Genomic DNA, 22,894 nt, shown 5'->3' with positions numbered 1-22,894 from the left:
CCAAACAACCGCGCCCTAACGTCCGGCGCGCCGCCTCGTCCCCTTCGGAATTTCTAACCAACGCTGCATCTCTGCGTCGCCGGTGAGGGGCCTTTTACGGCGAGGGAACCGAGGGCGCAAGAGGTTTTTTCGCGTTCGGGCGATTTTCTTGCCCCCTCCCCTGCCCCCTCTCCTGCCCCGGACATGCGAACGCCCCGGCCATGGGGCCGGGGCGTCGATGCCGCGCGTCGCCGATGGTCAGGCGAGCTTGGGGTAGAGGAACACTTTCGTCTCCATCGGCACCTTGGGATAGAAGTCGATGATGTGATCGTTCACCAGCCTGGCGCAGCCGTTCGAGACGGCGGTGCCGATGGTGGAGGGCGCGTTGGTGCCGTGGATCCGCAGATAGGTGTCGCGCGTCCCCTCAAAGAGATAGAGCGCACGGGCCCCCAAGGGGTTCTCGGGGCCGCCTTCCATGCCGTCCTCGTACTGCTTGTACTTCTCGGGCTCACGCTTGATCATGTCGGGCGTCGGCGTCCAGCTTGGCCATTCCTTCTTGGCGCCGATGCGGAACACGCCCGTCTCGTAGAGACCCTCGCGTCCGACGCCGACCGAATAGCGCATCGCTTCGCCACCCGGCATCGTCCAGTAGAGTGCGAAGCGGTTCGGGTCGACATGGATCTCGCCGGGCTTCATGGTCGCGGGGATCGGCACGATCCGTGGCTGGTACTTTTCGGGGAGCTGCGCTGCGCCGCCGGTCTCATGCGCCATGGCCTGGCCGCCGAAAATGCCCAAGGCCGCGCCCGATGCGAGGAAGTATCGTCTGTCAATCATGTTCAGTGCCTCCGGCAAGCAAATCGGCAGGACCGGGTCGGAGTTCCTGCAACCATGCAAATTTGCGGGGCGGGTGGCCGAGTGGCCGCACCGCCCCTTTGCACATGATCTGGCACGGACCCAGCCCTGAGACAACCTCTCGGACATCAACCCCGCGTCAGCCCGTGCGGGACAGGCTCCGCTCGAGTTGCCGCAGCGCTAGATCGGCGCAGATCGCCATCAGCGCCACGAGAAGCGCGCCCTGCAGCACGAAGGCGGTGTTGCCAGACTGAAGACCGGCGATGATCACCTCGCCTAGGCCGACCGCACCGACGGTGCTGCCGATGGTGGCGGTGCCGATGTTCACCACGGTCGAGAGCCGCAGCCCGGTCAGGATTACCGGTGCGGCAAGCGGCAGTTCGACCCGCCAGAGCCGCGCGGGCCCGGCCAGACCCATACCGCGCGCCGCCTCGCGCACCGGTGCAGGCACGCCGTGCAGCCCCGCGACGGTGTTTTCGAACACTGGCAGCAGCCCATAGGCACAGAGCGCCAGAAACGTGGGCTCGAAGCCGAAGCCCAGGAGAGGCACGGCGACCGCGAGCACCGCGATGGGCGGAAAGGTCTGGCCAAGGTTCGAGGCCATGCGCGCTAACGTCATGAATTCGGCCCCGCCCGAGCGCGTCACCAGCACCCCCAAAGCCACCCCCGCCAGGGAGGCGACGACGCCCGCCGCCCCGACCAGCGCGAGATGCCATGCCACAAGCACGCCGATCGGTTGGCGGTCGTAAAGCAGCGCCTGCCCCGGTTCGGCCACGAGCCGCAGCAGCGGCGTCATCAGCCCCGGCCAAAGCACCAGCGTCACGAACAGGGCCAGCGCGGCCGTGAGGGCGATCGCGGCGCGGCTCAAACCCCGCCCCTCGCGCCGATGCGCCAGATATCTGCGGCACGGACCTCTCCGGTCACGCGACCGTCTTCGACCACGGCGAGGCTGTCGCCCGTCTCCCAGATCAGCCGGGACGCCGCCTCTCGCAGCGTGTCGCCGGGGGCGACCCATTGCGCCGGGGCCGGGGCATCGGCGGCAGGGCGCGCCAGTTCGGACACGAGATGCAGCGACAAAATCCGCAAGGCCCGGTCGTCGAGACCGACGAACTGACGCACGAATCCTTCGCGCGGGCCGCGCAGCAGCCGCTCGGGTGTATCGATCTGCAGGATCTTGCCCGCGTCCATCACCGCGATCCGGTCAGCGAGGCGGAACGCCTCATCCATGTCATGCGTCACGAGGATCGCGGTGATGCCGCGCCTGTGCCGGATCGCGGTGAATTCGTCCTGCAGGCGGCCGCGCGTCACCGGGTCAAGCGCGCCAAAGGGTTCGTCCATCAGGAGCATCGCGGGCTCGGCCGCCATGGCGCGGGCGACTCCGACGCGCTGCTGCTGGCCGCCCGACAGCTCGGAGGGGTATTTGTCGGCGTAATCCGCCGGGTCGAGCCCGAACAGCTCGAGCAGTTCCTCGACCCGCGCCCGCACCCGCGCCCTGTCCCAGCGCAGCAGGCGCGGCACGGTGCCGATGTTCTGCGCCACGGTCCAATGCGGGAACAGCCCGACCCCTTGGATCACGTAGCCGATGCCGCGCCGCAACGCGTCGGGCGAAACCTCGCGCGCGTCGCGCCCGTCGATCTCGATGCGGCCCTCGTCCGGCTCGATCAGGCGGTTGAGCATGCGCAGCGTCGTCGATTTGCCGCAGCCCGAGGTGCCGACGAGCGCCAGCACCTCGCCGCGCTCAACCTCGAAGTCGAGGCTGTCGACGGCGGTGGCCCCGTCAAACCGCTTGGTCAGCCCGGTGACCCGTATCATCGCGCCCCTCCCCGTCTTGTCGTCTCGATGATGGCGTCGAACATCAGGCTCGCCAGGATTGCCAAGGCCACGATCGGCAGCGTGCCAAGGAGCACGAGATCCATCGCCGCCTGCCCCATGCCGCGAAACACCAGCGTGCCAAAGCCGCCGCCGCCGATCAGCGCCGCGACCGCGGCGAGGCCGATGTTCTGCACCACCACGATGCGGATGCCCGTCAGGATCACCGGCGCGGCGAGCGGCAGCTCGACCCGCGCCAAGAGCCGCGCGCGTGACATGCCCATGCCCCTTCCTGCGTCGCGCATCGTCTCGGGCACGCCCGTAAGACCGGCATAGGTGTTGGCGACGATCGGCAGCAGCGCGTAGAGCGCCAGCGCTACGATGGCCGGAGCCGCGCCGATGCCGCCCACGCCCCAGTCGCGCAAGGTGGGCACCGCGCGCGACAGCGCGCCCAAGGGCACCATGAGCAGGCCGAACATCGCGATGCTCGGCGTGGTCTGAAGCAGGTTGAGCACCGGCAGGATCGCCGCGCGGGCGCGCGGTCCCACGAAGCACAGCCAGCCCAGCGGCAGGCCGATCAGGAGCGCCGGAATCAGGCTGCCCAACACCAGCCGCAAATGCCCGCCCAGCGCGGCGTCGAAGACATCGCGGTTAGCGGTGTATTCGCGCAGGATCGACAGCTCGTCGAACAGCCCCGCACGCAGCGCCAGCCCGAAGCCCAGCGCCGGCAGCGCCAGCGCCGCGATCCGGGCCAAAGCCCCCAAGGACAGGCGGGCGGCCGCGTCGGCGGCGGCGAGCGCCGAGAAGGCCGCCGCGATCCAGAACCCGCCACCCAATGAAACCCGCGCGAACTGCGGCGCCTCCGCCGAGAGCGCGGTGCCGCCCTGCCCGGCGAGCCACAGCAGCAGCGCAAGCGCCGCGAGCGCCAACGCGAAACGCGCGGCCTGCGCGCCGATCACGACAGTCCCGAGGATCAACGCGGCAAGCGCCGCCGCCCCCCCGGGCGATCCGATCTCGGGGGCCCAGAGCATGACGCCGTCGCCGCTGACGATGCGATTGGCGCGAAAATCCAGAAACGGCAGCAGCGCCAGACCGGCGAGCGCGGGCAGCGCATAGACCGCCGCCGCCCGCCGGGACGCTTGCTTCATCTTCGTCCGCCTCGACCGATCAGTCGAGCAGCCCCGCCTGCGTCAGGTGATCGCGCGCCACGTCTGCCGCATTCTCGCCGCCAAGCTGGATGCGGGCGTTGAGCGATTGCAGCGTCTCGAGGTCGAGCCCTTCGAACACCGGCTTCAACAGCTCCTCGATCTCGGGGTTCTCTTCGAGCGCCTCGCGGCGGATGATCGGGGCGGGTTCATAGACCGGTTGCACCGACTTGTCGTCTTCCATCACCTTGAGGCCGACCTCGGAGATCGCACCGTCGGTGCCATAGACCATCGCCGCGTTGGCCCCGTCGATCTGCTCGGCCGCCGCACGGATCGTCGCCGCCGTGTCACCGCCCGACAGGATCACCAATTGATCATTGGGAAGCTCGAAGCCGTAGGCCTCCTGAAACGCGGGCAGAGCCGCATCGGAGTTCACGAACTCCGAGCTGGCCGCCAGCGTCACCGTGCCGCCTTCGGAGATATAGCGCCCCATGTCGGACATGGTCTCGAGGCCGTTCTCCTCGGCCAGCTCTGCGCGCAGCGCGATGGCCCATGTGTTGTTGGCGGGCGCAGGCGTGAGCCAGACGATGTCGTTGGCCTCGGCGTCGAGGCGCGACACCTCGTCAAAGCCCTTTTGCGCGTCGCGCCACACGTCCGAATCCGCCTGATCGAAGAAGAAGGCGCCGTTGCCGGTGTATTCGGGATAAAGGTCGATCTCGCCGCCGGTGATCGCCTGACGCACGATCGGCGTGGCCCCGAGGCCGATGCGATCTTCGACCTCCAGCCCCGCGTCTTCGAGCACCAGCTTGATCATGTTGCCCAAGAGCGCGCCCTCGGTGTCGATCTTGGAGCCGACGACGACCTCGGCCGAGAGGATGGTGCCCGCGCCCAGCGCGGTGGCGAGGGTGACGGCGAAAAACGGGGTGGAGCGCATGGCGGAGCCCTTTGTGCAAATGAAACCGGCCACTTCCGCGCCTTGCGGCAGCGACGCCCCGCTAGGGTAGGCGCGCCTCGCCACGCATCAAGAGAAAACATCGAGACCCGGCCGCGATCCTGCCCCCGGCCCGGAACAAGGGACGCGCGGCGCGGTTGACCTTGCGAACACAACCAAGAAGAGGGACCTTGGTTCATGCATGACGAAAGGCTGCGCCCGGCCGAGACGGGCCACGCTGTCGAAGGCAGCGCGCGCGAGATGCAGGTTCTGGCCGCATCGCGCATCTGTATCGAAGGGATCGACCCCGAAATCGATGGCGGACGGTTTGCCGCGAAATGCGTGGCGGGACGCCCCTTTACGGTGCAGGCCAATATTTTCGGTGAAGGGCACGACACGATCCGCGCCGCCCTTTTGTGGTGGCGGCAGGGGTCCGATGAGATCCACGAAACCCCGATGGAGTTTCTGGTCAACGACCGGTGGGAGGGGCGTTTCACCCCGCCCGAGAACGCACTCTATCGCTATACGCTGATCGGCTGGAAGGACGACTTCCTCGGCTGGCGCAAGGACACGGCCAAGAAGGTCGAGGCGGGGCTCAATGTCGACGTGGAGGCCGAGATGGGCCACCGCCTCGTCGCCAACTCCCGCGATCACGCCCCCGAGGGGGAAGGCCGCGCCGCGCTCGAAAGCCTCGTGCACGCCACAAACCATGGCAGCACCGAAGAGCGCTTGGGCATCCTGATGAACGAAGACGCGCTGGTGGTGATGCTGCGTAACGGTCGCCGCTATGGTCTCACCCGCTACGAGCGCGATCTGGCCGTCTTTGCCGACCGCGAGGCGGCGGCCTTTTCGGCGTGGTACGAGATGTTCCCGCGGTCCGCCGCGCCGGGGCTGCGTCATGGCACGTTTCGCGACGTGATCGACCGGCTCCCTTACGTGCAGGATCTGGGCTTCGACGTGCTCTATTTCACCCCGATCCACCCGATCGGGCGCACCAACCGCAAGGGTCGCAACAACACGCTGACCCCCGGACCCGACGACGTGGGCTCGCCCTATGCCATCGGCTCGGATGAGGGCGGTCACACGGCGATCCACTCCGAGCTCGGCACCATCGAGGATTTCGACGCTTTGGTGCGCGAAGCGCGCGGCCATGGGCTCGAGATCGCGCTCGACATCGCGCTCAACGCCTCGCCCGACCATCCGTGGATCAAGCAGCATCCCGACTGGTTCGAATGGCGGCCCGACGGCTCGATCGCCTATGCCGAGAACCCGCCCAAGAAATACGAGGACATCGTCAACTTCCGCTATTACCTCGAAGACGGACGCCCCAACGCCGCCTTCTGGGAGGCGGTGCGCGACATGTTCCTCTACTGGGCCGACCACGGTGTGCTGTGTTTCCGCGTCGACAACCCACACACCAAGCCGTTCCCCTTCTGGGAATGGATCATCGACGAGGTGCGCGCCCGCCACCCCGGTGCGGTGTTCCTCTCGGAGGCCTTCACTCGGCCCAAGATGATGAAGCGGCTGGCCAAGCTCGGCTATAACCAGAGCTACAGCTATTTCACTTGGCGCAACACCAAGGCCGAACTGACCGAGTATCTGACCGAGCTCACGACCGAGGAATGCCGCCACTACATGCGGCCGAACTTCTTCGTCAACACGCCCGACATCAACCCGCATTTCTTGCAGGACTCGGGCCGCGCCAGCCACCGCATCCGCCTCGTCCTAGCGGCAACGCTTGCGGGCAACTACGGCGTCTACAACGGATTCGAGATCTGCGAGGGGCGACCCCTGCCGGGCAAGGAGGAGTATCTCGACAGCGAGAAATACGAGATCCGCGATTGGGACTTCGACCGCGAAGGCCATATCAAGGACGACATCCGCCTGATGAACGCCGTCCGCCGCAAACATGCGGCGATGCGCGATTTCACCAACCTCGAATTCTTCGACGCCTATGACGACGCAGTGCTGTGCTACGGTCGCTTCGACAAGGCCTCCGACAGCTACCTGCTGTTTCACGTGCTGCTCGATCCCCATGCGGGGCGCGAGTTCGCCTTCGATCTGCCGCTGTGGCGGTTCGGCCTACCGGACGAGGCCTCGCTTGAGGTGCAGGACGTCGTGCAGGGCAACCACTTCACCTGGCACGGCAAGGAACATCGGCTGACGCTCGATCCCGAGACCCGGCCCTACGCGATCTGGCGATTGATCCCGCCGGGAGGAGCAAGAGACTGATGGAAGACCACGCAACCACCCCCGCCGCCCAGACGGACGCGATCGATAACAACCAGCGCGACTGGTACAAGGACGCGGTCATCTACCAGCTCCACGTCAAGGCCTATCAGGACAGCAACGGCGACGGCATGGGCGATTTCGCCGGGCTGATGAGCCGGCTCGACCACGTGCAGGAACTTGGCGCGACCGCGATCTGGCTTTTGCCCTTCTACCCCTCGCCGCTGCGCGACGATGGTTACGACATTCAGGAATACACCGAGATCAATCCGCAATACGGCGACATGGACCAGTTCCGCGCCTTCGTGGCCGAGGCCCACAAGCGCGGGTTGCGGGTGATCACCGAACTGGTCATCAACCACACCTCGGACCAGCACGAGTGGTTCCAGCGCGCGCGCCAAGCGCCCGCGGGCAGCCCCGAGCGCGACTTCTACGTCTGGTCGGACACCGATGACAAATGGTCCGAGACACGGATCATCTTCACCGACACTGAGCCATCGAACTGGACCTGGGACCCGGTGGCCGGGCAGTATTTCTGGCATCGCTTTTTCAGCCACCAGCCCGATCTGAACTTCGACAACCCGGAGGTTCTGAAAGAGGTGCTGCGCGTCATGCACTTCTGGCTCGACATGGGCGTGGACGGTCTGCGGCTCGACGCGATCCCCTATCTCGTGGAACGCGACGGCACCAATAACGAGAACCTGCCCGAGACGCATGACGTGCTGAAGGCGATCCGCGCCGATCTCGACAAGCATTACCCGGACAAGATGCTTCTCGCCGAGGCCAACCAGTGGCCCGAGGACACCCGCCCCTATTTCGGCGATGGCGACGAATGCCATATGGGTTTCCACTTCCCGCTGATGCCGCGCATGTACATGGCGGTGGCGCAGGAGGACCGGCACCCGATCACCGACATCATCCGCCAGACGCCTGACATCCCGGACGACTGCCAATGGGCGATCTTCCTGCGCAACCACGATGAGCTGACGCTCGAGATGGTGACCGACAAGGAGCGCGATTACCTCTGGGACACCTATGCGAGCGACAAGCGCGCGCGGATTAACATGGGCATCCGCCGCCGGCTCGCGCCGCTCATGCAGAACGACCGGCGCAAGATCGAGCTTCTGAACTCGTTGCTGATGTCGATGCCCGGAACGCCGATCCTCTATTACGGCGACGAAATCGGCATGGGCGACAACATCTACTTGGGCGACCGCGACGGCGTGCGCACGCCGATGCAGTGGTCGCCCGACCGCAACGCAGGCTTCAGCCAGGCCGATCCGCAGCGGCTCTACCTGCCGACGATCCAGGATTCGATCTATGGCTTTCAGGCGCTCAACGTCGAAAGCCAATCCAAGGACCCGTCGTCGCTGCTGAACTGGATGCGCCGCATGGTGCAGGTCCGCTCGAACCACACGGTGTTCGGGCGCGGCGAGATGAAGCTGCTCTATCCCAGCAACCGCCGCGTGCTCGCCTATATCCGCGAGCATGAGGGCGAAAGCGTGCTCTGCGTGGCCAACCTGGGGCGGGCGGCGCAGGCGGTCGAGATCGACCTCTCGGCCTATCAGGGCCGCGTGCCGATCGAGCTGACCGGCCATTCGGCCTTTCCACCGATCGGAGCCCTGCCTTACCTCATCACCCTACCGAGCTATGGATTCTATTGGTTCCTGCTGGCCGACGAGGATCAGGCCCCCGCTTGGCACACCGCGCCGCAGCAGATCCTGCCGGAATTTGTAACGCTGACCACCCGCGACGGTCGCGTCTCCTCGGCCATTTCGGGCCGCGACGGGCGGCTCTTGGGCACCGACGTGCTGCCCAAGTTCCTGCCCCTCCAGCGCTGGTTCGCCGCCAAGGACGCGCGCATCACCCGCGTCGGCATCGAGCCTCTGGCCGAGATCGGCGGCAACGGTGCGCTGGGCCTGATCGACGTGGAGGTCGGCGGCGAGACGCAGCATTACCTGCTGCCGCTGGCCTCGGTCTGGGGCGAAGACAGCGTGTCGTTCGGCTCGGCCACCTTGGGCTATACCATGGCCAAGCTGCGCAAGGGCCCCAATGTCGGCGGGCTGATCGACGGCACCGCCGACGAGACGCTGATGGGCGAGCTACTCGCTGCGCTGCGTGATGGCTACGAGACCGACACCCCGCGCGGGCGTCTCGTCTTCACGCCCAGCGCCGCGATGGCCGAGATCGAGGAACCGGGCGAGCCACGGCTGCTCAATGTCGAGCAGTCCAACGCCACGGTCGCCTTCTCCGACAAGGTGGTGCTCAAGGTCTACCGCCGCCTGCGTGAAGGGATCCAGCCCGATATCGAGGTGGCTCGCTTCCTCACCGATGTCGCGGGCTTCGACGGCACGCCCGCCTTCCTGGGCGAGATCGCGCTGCGTCCCGACGACGCGGAGGCGACCTCGCTTGGTGCGGCCTTCGCCTATGTCGCCAATCAGGGCGATGCTTGGGGCGCGCTGACCAACGCGCTGGATCGGCATCTGCAGGACGCGGCCACCGGAACCGAGGACGAAGCCCCGCCCTATCTGCCGGTTCTGGGCATCGCCGAGGCTTTGGGCCAGCGTACCGCCGGTATGCACCGCGCGCTGGCGCATCCGACAGACGACGCGGCCTTCGCAGCCGAGCCGATGACGGCTGCCGATCTTGCAGCGCTCTGCGACGAGGTGCGGGTCGAGACAGTGGCGACGCTCGATCGACTCAAGGGCATGACCGGCCTGCCCGGACGCGCCGCCGACCATGCGCGCCAGATCCTTGATCGGCGTGACACGCTGATCGCGCGGATCGATGCGGTGTCGCGGATGACGCCCTCGGGGCAGCGCACCCGCATCCACGGCGATTACCATCTGGGTCAGGTGCTCATGGCGCAGAACGACGTGGTGATCATCGACTTCGAGGGCGAGCCGCGCCGCACGCTCGCGGAGCGCCGCGCCAAGTCCTCGGCTCTGCGCGACGTGGCGGGCATGCTGCGCTCGCTCGACTATGCCGCGCAATCGGCGCTGCGCTGGGCCGAAAGCTCGGGCACCGACGGAGAGGAGGCCGAAACGCTGATCCGCGACTGGCACCGCGGCGCCGTGCGCGATTTCATGGCCGCCTACGACGAGGTGATCGACGGCAGTCCGGCGCACCCTACCGACAAGGGATTTGCCGCGGCACTTCTGGACCTCTTCCTGATCCAGAAAGCTGTGTACGAAGTGGGTTACGAGCTTGCCAGCCGCCCCGCATGGGTGGACATTCCCCTGAGCGGCCTGCTCGACCTGATCGACGAAAAGGATACCCAATGACGACCAACGCGAGCGACACCCGGCCCGCATCGGCCCCCGATGCCTCCCGCGTCGAAGCGATCATCCGCGGCCGCATGGGCGACCCGTTCGAACTGCTCGGGCCGCACAAGACCGAAGCCGGCGTGATGGGGCTCACCGTCTTTGCCCCAGACGCCGCCGAGGTGGTGGCGATCACGCCAGAGGGGACGCAGATCGCGCCGCTCAGCCGCGTGAACCCCGAAGGCGTGTTCTGGGGCGAACTGCCGGAGGGTTTCGAATTCGGCACGCCATACCGTCTGCGCATGAAGGCAGGCGCGCACGAGTGGGAGCGCGACGACCCCTACCGCTTCACGCCGGTCTTGGGCGAAATGGACGAATACCTCGTCGCCGAAGGCCGCCACGAGGAAATCTGGAAGCGTCTCGGCGCGCATCCGATCAGCCATGAGGGCGTTGAGGGCGTATGCTTCGCGGTCTGGGCCCCCAACGCGCGCCGCGTCAGCGTCGTGGGGCACTTCAACGCCTGGGACGGCCGCCGTCATCCGCTGCGCCGCCGCTTTGGCGCGGGTCTGTGGGAGTTGTTCGTGCCCGGTCTCGCCATCGGCGATCTCTACAAGTTCGAGATCGTCGGCGCGCATGGCGATCTGCAGCCGCTCAAGGCCGATCCGATGTCGTTCCGCCAGGAGCAGCCCCCTGCCACCGGCTCAATCGTGCACGGCATGCACCGCCATGCGTGGCAGGACAGCGAGTGGATGGAGAACCGCGCCAAGACGCCGCTGCACAACCAGCCGATCTCGATCTACGAGGTGCATCTGGGAAGCTGGCGGCGCGGCGCCGAGGGCGAGGTGCTCGACTACGACACCATCGGCGAGCTTCTGGTCGACTACGTCACCGAGATGAACTTCACCCATGTGGAGTTTATGCCGGTCTCGGAGCACCCCTTCACCGGATCGTGGGGCTACCAGCCCGTGGGTCTCTTCGCGCCGACCTCGCGCCATGGCACGCCCGAGCAGTTCGCCTCGATGGTCGACCGGCTTCATCAAGCCGGGATCGGCGTCATCGTCGACTGGGTGCCCGCGCATTTCCCCTCGGACGCGCATGGCCTCGCCAATTTCGACGGCACGGCGCTTTACGAGCATGCCGACCCGCGACAGGGCTTCCATCAGGACTGGAACACTCTGATCTACAACTTCGGGCGCAACGAAGTGGCGAACTTCCTGCGCTGCTCGGGCACCTTCTGGCTCGACAAATACCACATCGACGCGCTGCGCGTGGATGCGGTCGCCTCGATGCTCTATCTCGACTATTCGCGCAACGAAGGCGAATGGATCCCCAACCAGTACGGTGGGCGTGAGAACCTCGACGCGATCGAGTTCCTGAAAGGCACCAACACGCAGGTGGCGGCCCGCACGCCGGGGGCCGGAACCATCGCCGAGGAAAGCACCGCCTTTCCGGGGGTCAGCCGCCCCGTGGAAAGCGGCGGTCTGGGCTTCGACTTCAAGTGGAACATGGGCTGGATGCACGACAGCCTGAGCTACATCCAGAACGATCCGGTCTACCGCAAGTACAACCACCACCAGATGACCTTCTCGATCCACTACGCGTGGTCCGAGAACTTCGTGCTGCCGATCAGCCACGACGAGGTGGTGCACGGCAAGGGATCGCTGCTCAACAAGATGCCCGGCGACCGCTGGCAGAAGTTCGCGAACCTGCGCGCCTACTTGGGCTTCATGTGGACGCATCCGGGCAAGAAGCTTTTGTTCATGGGCTGCGAGTTCGGACAGGAGCGGGAGTGGAACCACGACCTCTCGCTCGACTGGCACCTGCTCGAGGATGACAAGCACAAGGGCACCCAGAGCCTCGTGCGCGACCTCAACAAGCTCTACCGCGACGAGAAGGCGCTACATGCGCTCGACTGCGACCCGGCGGGGTTCGAATGGATCGACGGTGCTGATGACCAACGCTCGATCTTTGCCTTCCTGCGCAAGGCTGACAGCGGCACGCGCCCGGCGCTGATCATCTCCAACATGACACCGGTGGTGCGCGAGGATTACCGCATCGGCGTGCCAGAAGGCGGCGACTGGGTCGAGCTTCTGAACACCGACGACGAGGCTTACGGAGGCTCTGGCGTGGTCAACACGGGCCGGATCGAAAGCCGTCAGGAGGAATGCCACGGGCGCTCGGTGTCGCTGTCGCTGCGGCTGCCGCCCTTGGCCACGATGATCCTCGTTCCCAACCGCTGAGACAGGTCGGGCCGGGACATCCGGCCTGATCGATGACCACGGGCCGGGCGCTGTCCCGGCCCTTTTTCCATGGAGCCCGCATGACCGACCTTGCCGATCTCTGCCGTCACCACGGGATCACCACCGAATACGACGACCCGCACGGCGATGGCACGCGCCCAGTACCGGAGGCGACGCTGCGCCTGATCCTGCGCAAGATCGGCGTCGATCCCGACGCCCCGGCAAGCGGCGCGGCCGCGCCGCAGGAGATGGTGGTGCCCGAAGACGGCGTGTGCCACCTGCCCGGTTGGCTCGATGACGCACCCGGCTGGGGCATGTTCTGTCAGCTCTATGAGTTGCGCTCGGCGCGCAATCACGGCATCGGCGACTTCCGCGACCTGTCGGACATGGCGCGCATTGCGGGCCGGGCCGGTGCGGATTTCCTAGGGGTCAACCCGCTGCACGCGCTGTTCCTCGGCGATCCGACGCGGCGCAGCCCCTTCTTCCCCTCGACCCGCAGCTTTCTCAGCCCGGTTTACATCGCGCTCGACGATCTGGCCGGTCACGACGCGGGCGACATCGACGGGGCGGCGCTTCGCGCGGGCGACCTTGTCGATTACGACGCGGTGGTGCCCGCCAAGCTCAAGGCCCTGCGCGCGGCCTTCGCGCGACAGCCCTTCGACGGTGACGAGGCCGCCTTCGACGCCTTCGTGAGCCAAGGCGGCGAGCCGCTACGCCGCCACGCGCTGTTCGAGGCGCTGTCGCTTGCCATGGTGGCCGAAGGGAATGGATCGGGCTGGCACGGCTGGCCCGAGGCATTGCGCGAGGTCGAAAGCAAAGAGGTCACCGATTTTGCCGATGAGAACGCGACCGAGGTCCAGTTTCATCTCTGGCAGCAATGGCAGGCCACGCGTCAGCTCGACACCGCCATGGCCTGCGCCATGGAGGCGGGCATGCGTATCGGCCTCTACCTCGACCTTGCGGTGGGCGAGGCCCCCGACGGCTCGGCAAGCTGGGGTGGCGGCGAGACGCAGATGATCGGTCTGTCGGTCGGCGCCCCCCCCGATGTCTTCGCGGCCGATGGCCAATACTGGGGTTTGTCGGCCTTCTCGCCCGGGGGCTTGCGCAAATACGACTACGCTCCCTTCCGCGACATGATCGCGGCGCAGCTGGCCCATGCGGGCGCATTGCGCATCGATCACGCGATGGCGCTGTGGCAGCTGTTCCTGATCCCGGATGGCGAACCCGCCAGCGCCGGCGCGCATCTGCGCTTTCCCTTCTCGGACCTGCTGCGCGTGCTGGCACAAGAGAGCCGCGCGCGCGAGGCGGTGGTGATTGGTGAGGACTTGGGCTTCGTGCCGCCGGGTTTTCGCGAGGCGATGCAGGCGGCCAACATCCTGTCCTACTCGATCCTCTACTTCGAAAAGGACGGCGATCGCTTCAAGCGCCCCGAGGAATACCGCCCCACCGCGCTGGCCTGTCTGTCGACCCACGACCTGCCGGTGCTTGAGCGCTGGTGGGCGGGCGAAGACATCGCGCTGCGCCGCAAGCTCGGTCTCGTGGGCGAGGAGGACAGCGACGCCCATGCCAAGGACCGCGCCCGCGAGCGCCGTGCCCTGCTCGATGCGATGCGCCGCGCAGGCGCGCTGCGTGGCCGCCTGCCGCGCCAGAAGGAGATGCCGCGCGAGGTGCTGGTCGCGGCCTACCGCTATCTCGCGCGCACCCGCGCTGCCCTCGTCGGTGTGCGGCTGGCCGACATGGTGGGCCCCAAGGCGCCAACCAACATGCCCGGCACGGTGGACGACTATCCCAACTGGCGGCCGCGTGCGCCGCTGGAGGTGTCCGACATCGCCAGCCACCCCGATTTTCGGGCGGTGACGGCGATGATGCGCAAGACGCGTCCGCGCGGCGCTTGACACCCGCCCTGCCGCGACGGCAGGGTGGCCGCACTTCACCAGGGGGGCCCCGGCAAGGGGCTGAGATATCGCTGGCGAGGCCGCTATGGCCCACGCGCGCGCAGACCCTTCGAACCTGATCCAGTTCATACTGGCGTAGGGACGGTGCGCGGCTGCTGGGCTTTTGGGGCGACTCCCTTTCCATCACCGCTTCTCCACCCCCGCTGTCGTTCTGGATCGTCACCGCCGACGCAAGGACGCCGCATGACGATCAACACCACCCCACCCGAACTGCCCCGCGTGACCACCGGTCCGCTCCCCGCTTCATCCAAGGTCTGGAAGGCCGGGACGCTGCATCCCGACATTCGCGTTCCAATGCGCGAGATCGCGCTGCACCCGAGCGCCGGTGAGCCAAACGTGAGGGTCTATGACGCCTCCGGCCCCTATACCGACACCGAGGCTGCGATCGACACCGCCGCAGGGTTGGCCCGCCCGCGCGAGGCATGGATCATCGCGCGCGGCGACACCGAAGACTACGAGGGCCGCAACATCCGCCCCGAGGACAACGGGCGCATAGAGACAAGCGACAAGCTGCGCCCCTTTCCGCGCACTCATGCGCCGCGACGGGCGACGGGCGACCGCGCTGTCACCCAGCTTGCCTATGCCCGCGCGGGCATCGTCACGGCGGAGATGGAATACGTGGCGATCCGCGAGAACATGGGCCGCGATGCCGCGCTGGCCCGCGCGCGCGACGGCGAAAGCTTCGGCGCGGCGATCCCCGATCACGTGACGCCCGAATTCGTGCGCGACGAGATCGCGCGCGGCCGCGCCATCATCCCCGCCAACATCAACCATCCCGAGCTGGAGCCGATGATCATCGGCCGCAACTTCCTCGTGAAGATCAACGCCAATATCGGCAATTCGGCGGTCACCTCCTCGATGGAGGAGGAGGTCGAGAAGATGGTCTGGGCGATCCGCTGGGGCGCCGACACGGTCATGGACCTCTCCACGGGCCGCGACATTCACGACATCCGCGACTGGATCTTGCGCAATTCTCCGGTGCCGATCGGCACGGTGCCACTCTATCAGGCGCTCGAGAAGGTCGGCGGCATCGCAGAGGACCTGACATGGGAAGTGTTCCGCGACACGCTGATCGAGCAGGCGGAACAGGGCGTGGACTACTTCACCATCCACGCAGGGCTCAGGCTTCATCACGTACCGCTCACCATCGATCGGGTCACCGGCATCGTCAGCCGGGGCGGCTCGATCATGGCCAAGTGGTGCCTGCACCATCACCGCGAAAGCTTTCTTTACGAGCATTTCGAGGAGATCTGCGAGATCTGCCGCCGCTACGACGTGTCGTTCTCGCTGGGCGACGGGCTGCGCCCGGGCTCGATCGCCGATGCCAACGACGCCGCGCAGTTCGCGGAGTTGGAGACGCTGGGTGAGCTGACGCAGATCGCGTGGAAGCACGATTGTCAGGTGATGATCGAGGGCCCCGGCCACGTCGCCATGCACAAGATCAAGGAGAACATGGACAAGCAGCTGGCCTGCTGCGACGAGGCGCCGTTCTACACGCTGGGGCCGCTCACCACCGACATCGCGCCGGGCTACGACCACATAACTTCCGGCATCGGCGCCGCGATGATCGGTTGGTTCGGTTGCGCCATGCTGTGCTACGTCACGCCCAAGGAGCATCTGGGCCTGCCCGACCGCGACGACGTCAAGACCGGCGTCATCACCTACAAGATCGCCGCTCATGCCGCCGATCTCGCCAAGGGGCATCCCGGTGCGGAGCTGCGCGACGACGCGCTGTCACGCGCGCGGTTCGAGTTCCGCTGGGAAGACCAGTTCAACCTCGCGCTCGATCCCGACACCGCGCGCTCGATGCATGACGAGACGCTCCCCAAGGATGCCCACAAGACGGCACATTTCTGCTCCATGTGTGGACCCAAGTTCTGCTCCATGCGGATCAGCCACGACATCCGGTCCGAGGCCCAGAAAGAGGGCATGGCGAAGATGGCTGAGAAGTTCCGCGAGGGCGGTGCGCTCTACCTGCCCGAGACCAGCGCCTGAGCCTTCGGGCGCGCGCCGGGCAGGCGTCGCGGCGATGTTTGTCGAGTGAACGGGAAACGAGTGCAAAGGGCGGCGGATCGGGGCATGGCCCCGGTCCGCCGTTTCTTGTCATGCTTGCGGTGCGAGTGCTCTGTCCGAGGCGTCGCCCTGCCGCGCGGCCACCCGCTCGCGGTGCACCACATAGGCGCCCGAGCCGAGAATGATCGCCATGCCCAACGCGGTCGCCGCATCCGGCAGATCGCCGAACACCAGATAGCCCAAGGCCACGGCACCGACGATTTCGAGGTATTGGAACGGTGCGAGCAGCCCCGCTTCGGAGCGGCGGAACGCCTCCGCGATCAGCAGGAAGGTCCCGGCCGAGACCGCGCCCACCAGCGGCAGCATCCCCCAGACCCAACCCGGTGCCGTCGGCACGTTGAGCGCGTGCAGCCCCAAGAGCCAGCCTGCCCCGAACAGCGTCATCGCGATCAGCGCGGCATAGAGCGTCGCCCCGGTCTGGATCGTGAGCGCCGAGCGCGTGGCCGAGGCGCGCCGCAGGATCACCGCGTTGAGCGCAAAACCCGTGGCCGAGGCCAGCGGCAGCAGCGCCGCCGGGGTGAAGCCCTCGAACCCCGGCCGGATCACCACCAGCACGCCCACAAAGCCCACCGCGACGGCGGCATAACGGCGCGGGCCGACCTTTTCGCCCAAGAGCGGCGCGGCGAGCAGCACGAGGATAAGCGGCTCCACGAAGAAGATCGCGATGGCGGTGGCGATCGGCATCACTGCAAGGGCCCCGACAAGACCGCCCATGGTGACGACCGCGCAGAGCCCTGACAGCATAAGGATGGGCGAAAACATCGCCCCGCGCAGTCTGTGGCGCAAAATCCCGGCCAGCAGCAGCAGGATCGTGCTCTGGAAAGCGAAGCGCCACAGCACCACCTCGGCGGGCGGCAAGGCTTGCGTCAGCAGCTTGGCCAGCGTGTCGCCCACCGGCAGCAGCGCCATGGCGAGGATCATCAACGCAAGCCCGGTCCCGGTGGAGCCGTGATCTGTACGACGGGCGGGGGCGACGGGGCTTTTGGTGCGGGGTCGGATCATGGGCGTCTCCCAACATGCACGCCCCCCGTCAGAGGGGCGCGGCCGTCCGGGCGTCCGGGACGAAAATGACGAGGTGGCCGGGGGGAACGGACGACGCCATCGTCGGCCCCGTGACCGGCCATGCCACAGGGCTAGTGACCCTGCGTCGGCCGGTCAAGGCTTGCCATCGCTCCTGCCGTTCGCCGCCCTCTCAGCCTTGCGGCGCGGGCAGTGACAACCGCTTGGGCCGCTCGGTCTCGCGCCGTGCCCGATCCGCGGCCAGCGCCGCGCGCAGCCGTGCGTCGAGCCGATCGGCCACGTGCCCCGGCGCGCGGAACCAATCGGTCGACCAGACCCTTTCGATCCGCCAGCCAAGCCCCTCCAGCACCGCCTGGCGCACGCGGTCCCGGTCGCGCGCGGTGGCCGCCGAATGGTATGTCGCCCCGTCGCATTCGACGCCCGCCAGATAGGCCCCGCCCCGGTCGGGATGCACCACCGCGAGGTCGATGCGGTAGCCCGAGACCCCGATCTGGCAGCGCACCTCCCAGCCCTTGGCCTCGAGGGCACGCGCCACCGCCTCCTCGAAGGGGTTCTCTGCGGGCCCGAGGCTGCCACCGTCGCGCGCGGGCAGCGCCACGGCGCCGCGATCGGCATAATCGAGAAACGCCTTGAGATCGGCGACGCCACGGGCGCGGCTGCGCCCCAGATCGATGTGTTCCGCGCCCAATGAGGCGAAGACATGCAGCTCGCGCCGCGCCCGGGTGATCGCGACATTGAGCCGACGCTCGCCGCCCTCGGTGTTGAGCGCGCCGAAGTTCATCGAGAGCTTGCCCGCGAGATCCGGCCCGAAGGTGACCGAGAACAGCATCACGTCGCGCTCGTCGCCTTGGATGTTCTCGAGGTTCTTGACGATCACCGGCTCGTCGCGCGCCTCGTCGAAGAACCACTCCAGCTCCGGCACCTCGCGCCGCATCGCGTCGAGCTGATCGAGGATCAGCGCCTGCTGGTCGCCGTTGAAGGTGATGACGCCGAGGCTGTGACGCTGGCCTTCGGGCTGCGCTAGCGCCGCCATCAGACGCTCGCGGATCAGCGCGACAACGGCGCGCGCCTCCTCGATGTTGGTGCGACCCTTGCCGCGCCCATAGCGCCCCTCGACCCGGTGCAGGGTGATCGCCTCGCCCGCCGTTCCCGGCGAGGGAAAGGTGACGAGACCGCCGTCGTAGTAGAAGTGGTTCGAGAAGGCGATCAGCGCCTCGTCGCGCGACCGGTAGTGCCAGTCGAGCCTGCGCACCGGCACGCCGGAGGCCGCCACCTCGTCTAGGATCGACGGCATGTCGCGCAAGGACAGCGCGTCTGGCTCTTCGTCGTCGTCCTCCTCGTCGGATCGGCCAAAGAAATTGGTCGGCGGCAGCTGCTTGGGGTCGCCCACCACGATTGCCTGCCGCCCGCGCGCGATGGCGCCGATGGCGTCCCATGTGGTGATCTGGCTCGCCTCGTCAAAGATCACCACGTCGAAGGCGGGCTGACCGGCGGGCAGGTATTGTGCCACCGAAAGCGGCGACATCAGCACGCAAGGGGCCAGTTGCGGCAGGCTGTCGGGCATCTGCCCCAAGAGCTGCCGGATCGGCATCGAAGGACGCTTGAGCCCGAGCTGATGGCGCAGCACGCCAAGCTCGGAGGCGCGCGGCACCGTGTCTCGCGCGGGCAGATCGCCACCAATCCGGCGCAGCGCCTCGGCGGGGGCCATGGCAGCGGCGCGGTCATCGAGCATGCGGAACCGCGCCACAAGATCGTCCTGCGCCCAATGGGCGAAGTCGCGCAGAAGCGGCTCGGCATCCATCGCGCGCGGCAGCCACCATGCGGCATAGGCGGCCTCGAAGGCGGCGCGGGCGGGCCGGTCGAGCTTGCCCGCCTCGATCGCCACGATCAGCGGACCCAGACCAGCCGTTTCGGCCTTGCGGCGCAGCGCCACCCAGCGGGTCCAATCCGCCAGCCGCGCGGCTTGGGCGTCCAGCGCCTCCAGCGCCTTGGCCAGATCGGCGGGGGCTGTGTCCTCGGGCACTCGCCCGCCCAAGGCCTCGAAGGCCTCGCTGGCCGCCGCCGCTTCGGCATCCGCCGCTTCGAGCGCCGAAAGTGCCGCGCGCAGGGGCCCCGCCCCCGGCTGGCGCAACTCGGCCCGCACCGCGCCGAGCCGCGCGGGCTCCACCCCCTCGCCCGCGAGCCCGGCCAGCGCCGTCTCCAGCGCGCGGTGGGCCGCGACCATGGCCCCGAACCCCTCACCCGACAGCCGCGCCAATGGCGAGGTATCGCGTTGGCTTCGCGCCCGCCCAAGCCGGTGCAGCGCATCGAGATCGCCGCCGGGATCGACCGTGCCCGAACGCGCATGGCTCTGCAGCACGCCGCGCACCCGCCGCTTCGCCAGCGCCGAGAGCGGCCAGACCCCGGCTTGGGCGGCGCGCCAATCGGCGTCGAGGGCGGCGACATCGATCCGGGTGTCGGCATCATCGGGGTAATCGGCAGACAGCCGCCCGCGCGCCGAGGCCATCGCCGCCTCGGCCTCGCGAAGCGCCGCCACGGCGCGGTCCAGCTCGGCCAGCGGCAGATCGGGCAGCGCCGACAGATCGGGCGCGCCCTCTGCCGCTAGCGGCACCAGCCCCATGAGCAGCTCGCGCCGCGCCGTCATGCGCGTCGCCCGAGGGGCGAGGCCGAGCCGGTCGCACAGCGTACCCAGCGCCCGGTCCAGCCCGCGCGCCGCGCGGCCCAGCGCCACCGCCGCGCCGAGAAACCGCTCCTGCCAGTCAAAGGACCATTCGGCCCCCGACAGCAGATCGACCGGCGCGTCGCGCCCGGCCACCTCGGCCAGACGCTCCAGATCGCCCGCGAGGTCACGCAGCCGCGCGTAGCTTGCAAAGTCATGCGCATCCGGTCCGGGGAAGACGAGCCGGAACGGCGGCTCGCCCGCGGCGACGCGCCCGATCGCGTCGAACACCGAAAACCCCTGCCGTCCGTTGCGGTGCAACGCCGCGACATAGGCGTTGAGCTGATCGCGGGTGAGGCGCAGATCCTCGGTCACCTGCACCCAATCCGCCTCGCTCCCCCGCGCCGCGCGGTCCCAGCCGCGCCCGAGCTGCGCCAGCACCGAGGCGCGGTCGGTCTTGTTCGAATGCAGCTCGAGGCAGGCGTCGCCCAAGCCATGCGCCGCAAGACGGCGATGCACCACGTCGAGAGCGGCGGCCTTCTCGGCCACGAAGAGCACGGTCCGCCCCTGCGACATCACCTGCGCGATTATGTTGGCGATGGTCTGGCTCTTGCCCGTCCCCGGCGGGCCGATGAGCACGAAGTCGCGCCCCTGTGCTGCCGCCGCCACGGCGGCGAGCTGGCTGCTGTCGGCGGGAAGCGGCGTGACCAGATCGGCGGGCATCAGCGCCCGGTCGAGATCGCGCGGCGCGATCACCGGCAGGTCGGGCTGCGGATAGGCCGTCTCCGGCCCGTCGAGCAGGTGACGCACCAGCGGGCTGTCGCGCAGGTCGTCGCTGCGCGCGACGAGATCCTCCCACATCAAGAACTTGGCGAAGGAAAAGGTCGAAAGCGCCAGATCCTCGATCACCTCGAAGCCGGGCATGTCGCGCACCGCGAGGCGGACGAGATCGAAAATCCGTGCAAGGTCGATGCCGCTGTCGTCGCGTGGCAGATCCCCGTCGAAACCGGGCACCGACAGCGCGAAGTCGCGGCGCAGGAATTCGAGCAGCGTCGCGTTGATGCGCACCTCGTCCTCGAGATGGGTGATGCGGAACTCGGCCTTGGCCGACCGCCGCTCCAGCCGCGCCGGGATCAGCAGGAGCGGCGCGCGGTAGGCCCGGTCCTCGCCCTCGCGGCGCCAGCGCAGGAAGCCTGCGGCAAGGAACAGCGTGTTGGTGCCGCCCTCCTGCATGTCGCTTTTGGCCCGGCGGTGCAGTGCGACGAGGCGCGATTGCAGATCGGTGCCAGAGAGCGGTGCCGCGAGGCGGCCGCGCTCCTGCGCCTGCGCCGCGCGCCGTGCGATTTCGTCGGCGGAAAGGCTCTCGGCCTCCTCCATTGCCACCGGGGTCGCGCTCGCCCCGCCTGCAAGACGATCCTCAAGCGCGGCCATGTCCGTGCACAGGAACGGCACCGAGCCGCGTCCGTCGCGGAAATTCAAAAGCCGGTTGCGCAATGACAGATCAAGCAGCTTGCGCTGCCAACGCTCGATCCGGCCTTCGGGCGTGTCGGGGACCTCTTCGATTTCGGAGACCGGCAGATCCGAGGCGCCGGGGGCGAAGGGCAGCGGCGGCGCCACGGCCTCGCCCGTCTCAGGCGCGGGGTCGAGCACGGTGTCGCGCAGGGCCGCGATCCCCGCCGCGCGCGCCGCCGTCACGTCGATCGCGGCGATGAAGCCCGCCTCCTGCGCCTCGTCGCCGAGCTGACGCCCCGCCGTCACCGCCGCCTCGAAGGACGCCCCCCGCCCCAGAAGCTCAGGGTCGAGCATCAGAAGCTCGCGCGCGGCGATCGCCTTGCGCAGCGCCACCGCGTCGGGCTCCACCACGCGGCCAAGGTCGCGATCCACCAGCCAGACGCCACACCAGACCCGCCCCTGCGCAAAGGCCACGACCGGGTTCAGGCCCAGCGCCTCGGCCCCCGCCGCCAGCAGCAATGCAGCGTCCAAAGGGGTTGCCAGTCGCTCGGCCCGAATGCGGCTCGGCGCGCGCAGCACCTGTCCTTGCGCCGCCACGCCGCCGCCCGCCACGGCCCCGCGCAGACCCCAGCCCAAGCCCGCCGACCACACCGCCGCCGCCTGCATCCAGGCCCGGCCCGCATCGCCCGACCGGTAGCCGTCGGGTGCGCCCTGCCCGGCCTGCTCCAGAAGCGTCGTCGCCGCCGCGACCAGCCCCGCCGTGACGGCGGCGTCGGGCCGCACAAAGGCGGGCAGCAGATGCGCCATTTCGCCCAAACCGCCCCATTCGTCGCGCGCCAGCAGGCTCACCGTGCGCTCGGCGCGGGCCAACACCTGCCCACCCTGCCGCAGCTCTAGCCGCAGCGTCGCAGGCTCTGCGACATCCAGCGTGGCAAGCCGCACGGCATCGAGCACGACCGCAAGGTCGGTGATCTCCAGCCGTTCGCCCGGCGCCATCCGCTCGATCGCCCAGCTTCGGGGCCGCAGCACCGCAGGCTCGGCCCACAAGTGCAGCTCCGCACCCGTGACCGCCGTCTCGCCCGCATGATCGATTGCGAGCGACCGGATCACCGAGCTGCGCGCCTGCGCGCTGACAAACCCGAGCCGCGCCACGGCGTCGATCTCGATCGAGAGGCGCGGTGAAACGGCGGGAAGCTGGCTGTCTGGGTTCGTCATCCGTTCTCTCCTGCGCTCGGGCGGACATGAATCCATTTGCCCTTTGCCGTCAACAGCCTCGCCCACCCCCGG

Annotated in this window: 12 protein-coding genes and 1 riboswitch; of the genes, 5 read left to right on the top strand and 7 right to left on the bottom strand. The window is 68.1% G+C overall.

Translation table 11 applies throughout. The annotated features are described in order from the left end of the window. Positions 1-237: 237 nt before the first annotated feature. The 5 genes from AADJ02_RS07995 to AADJ02_RS07975 all read right to left on the bottom strand — a co-directional run bounded on the left by AADJ02_RS07995 (position 238) and on the right by AADJ02_RS07975 (position 4,719). Positions 238-813 carry a L,D-transpeptidase gene (locus AADJ02_RS07995; RefSeq protein ID WP_341212464.1) on the bottom strand — a complete coding sequence of 192 codons (576 nt, stop codon included), beginning with the start codon at positions 811-813 and terminating at the stop codon, positions 238-240. Between the two features lie 157 nt (positions 814-970). Next, positions 971-1,699: an ABC transporter permease gene (locus tag AADJ02_RS07990; protein WP_341212463.1), complete on the bottom strand. Its 729-nt coding sequence runs from the start codon at positions 1,697-1,699 to the stop codon at positions 971-973. Then, positions 1,696-2,643 (bottom strand): ABC transporter ATP-binding protein, encoded by a 948-nt coding sequence (locus AADJ02_RS07985; RefSeq protein ID WP_341212462.1) that lies wholly within the window; start codon positions 2,641-2,643, stop codon positions 1,696-1,698. Before AADJ02_RS07985 ends, AADJ02_RS07990 begins: the two co-directional genes overlap by 4 nt. After that, positions 2,640-3,788, bottom strand: a complete 1,149-nt coding sequence (locus tag AADJ02_RS07980; protein ID WP_341212461.1) for an ABC transporter permease — start codon at positions 3,786-3,788, stop codon at positions 2,640-2,642. Before AADJ02_RS07980 ends, AADJ02_RS07985 begins: the two co-directional genes overlap by 4 nt. A gap of 19 nt (positions 3,789-3,807) precedes the next feature. Then, positions 3,808-4,719 carry an ABC transporter substrate-binding protein gene (locus AADJ02_RS07975; protein WP_341212460.1) on the bottom strand — a complete coding sequence of 304 codons (912 nt, stop codon included), beginning with the start codon at positions 4,717-4,719 and terminating at the stop codon, positions 3,808-3,810. Positions 4,720-4,977: 258 nt separating this feature from the next. Here AADJ02_RS07975 and AADJ02_RS07970 point away from each other — a divergent pair, with 258 nt between their 5' ends. From AADJ02_RS07970 to thiC, 5 genes are all read left to right on the top strand, one after another. Continuing rightward, positions 4,978-6,948, top strand: coding sequence for an alpha-1,4-glucan--maltose-1-phosphate maltosyltransferase (locus AADJ02_RS07970; protein ID WP_341212476.1), 1,971 nt, complete (start codon positions 4,978-4,980; stop codon positions 6,946-6,948). Continuing rightward, positions 6,948-10,229, top strand: coding sequence for a maltose alpha-D-glucosyltransferase (gene treS, locus AADJ02_RS07965; protein WP_341212459.1), 3,282 nt, complete (start codon positions 6,948-6,950; stop codon positions 10,227-10,229). Before AADJ02_RS07970 ends, treS begins: the two co-directional genes overlap by 1 nt. Beyond that, positions 10,226-12,448 (top strand): 1,4-alpha-glucan branching protein GlgB, encoded by a 2,223-nt coding sequence (gene glgB / locus AADJ02_RS07960; protein WP_341212458.1) that lies wholly within the window; start codon positions 10,226-10,228, stop codon positions 12,446-12,448. Before treS ends, glgB begins: the two co-directional genes overlap by 4 nt. 80 nt (positions 12,449-12,528) lie before the next feature. After that, a complete protein-coding gene (gene malQ / locus AADJ02_RS07955; protein WP_341212457.1) occupies positions 12,529-14,343 on the top strand; it encodes a 4-alpha-glucanotransferase in 1,815 nt (604 codons plus the stop codon). A gap of 30 nt (positions 14,344-14,373) precedes the next feature. Further along, positions 14,374-14,503: riboswitch (TPP riboswitch) on the top strand. Between the two features lie 83 nt (positions 14,504-14,586). Next, positions 14,587-16,398: a phosphomethylpyrimidine synthase ThiC gene (thiC, locus tag AADJ02_RS07950; RefSeq protein WP_341212456.1), complete on the top strand. Its 1,812-nt coding sequence runs from the start codon at positions 14,587-14,589 to the stop codon at positions 16,396-16,398. Positions 16,399-16,506: 108 nt separating this feature from the next. Here the strand turns inward: thiC and AADJ02_RS07945 are convergent, their stop codons facing one another. Further along, positions 16,507-17,478 carry a DMT family transporter gene (locus AADJ02_RS07945; protein WP_341212455.1) on the bottom strand — a complete coding sequence of 324 codons (972 nt, stop codon included), beginning with the start codon at positions 17,476-17,478 and terminating at the stop codon, positions 16,507-16,509. A gap of 190 nt (positions 17,479-17,668) precedes the next feature. Beyond that, positions 17,669-22,822 carry a DUF4011 domain-containing protein gene (locus AADJ02_RS07940; protein WP_341212454.1) on the bottom strand — a complete coding sequence of 1,718 codons (5,154 nt, stop codon included), beginning with the start codon at positions 22,820-22,822 and terminating at the stop codon, positions 17,669-17,671. Positions 22,823-22,894 lie beyond the last annotated feature (72 nt).

The sequence above is a fragment of the uncultured Limimaricola sp. genome (genome assembly GCF_964022235.1).
Classification (GTDB): Bacteria; Pseudomonadota; Alphaproteobacteria; order Rhodobacterales; family Rhodobacteraceae; genus Limimaricola.
This window is presented reverse-complemented; position numbering and strand designations above follow the sequence as displayed.

Bases quoted from the DNA above. Each gene is read 5' to 3' on its own strand.
- AADJ02_RS07945 (WP_341212455.1), bottom strand. From the start codon at position 17,478: ATGATCCGACCCCGCACCAAAAGCCCCGTCGCCCCCGCCCGTCGTACA.
- AADJ02_RS07940 (WP_341212454.1), bottom strand. From the start codon at position 22,822: ATGACGAACCCAGACAGCCAGCTTCCCGCCGTTTCACCGCGCCTCTCG.
- AADJ02_RS07970 (WP_341212476.1), top strand. From the start codon at position 4,978: ATGCAGGTTCTGGCCGCATCGCGCATCTGTATCGAAGGGATCGACCCC.
- thiC (WP_341212456.1), top strand. From the start codon at position 14,587: ATGACGATCAACACCACCCCACCCGAACTGCCCCGCGTGACCACCGGT.
- glgB (WP_341212458.1), top strand. From the start codon at position 10,226: ATGACGACCAACGCGAGCGACACCCGGCCCGCATCGGCCCCCGATGCC.
- treS (WP_341212459.1), top strand. From the start codon at position 6,948: ATGGAAGACCACGCAACCACCCCCGCCGCCCAGACGGACGCGATCGAT.
- AADJ02_RS07975 (WP_341212460.1), bottom strand. From the start codon at position 4,719: ATGCGCTCCACCCCGTTTTTCGCCGTCACCCTCGCCACCGCGCTGGGC.
- AADJ02_RS07985 (WP_341212462.1), bottom strand. From the start codon at position 2,643: ATGATACGGGTCACCGGGCTGACCAAGCGGTTTGACGGGGCCACCGCC.
- malQ (WP_341212457.1), top strand. From the start codon at position 12,529: ATGACCGACCTTGCCGATCTCTGCCGTCACCACGGGATCACCACCGAA.
- AADJ02_RS07980 (WP_341212461.1), bottom strand. From the start codon at position 3,788: ATGAAGCAAGCGTCCCGGCGGGCGGCGGCGGTCTATGCGCTGCCCGCG.
- AADJ02_RS07995 (WP_341212464.1), bottom strand. From the start codon at position 813: ATGATTGACAGACGATACTTCCTCGCATCGGGCGCGGCCTTGGGCATT.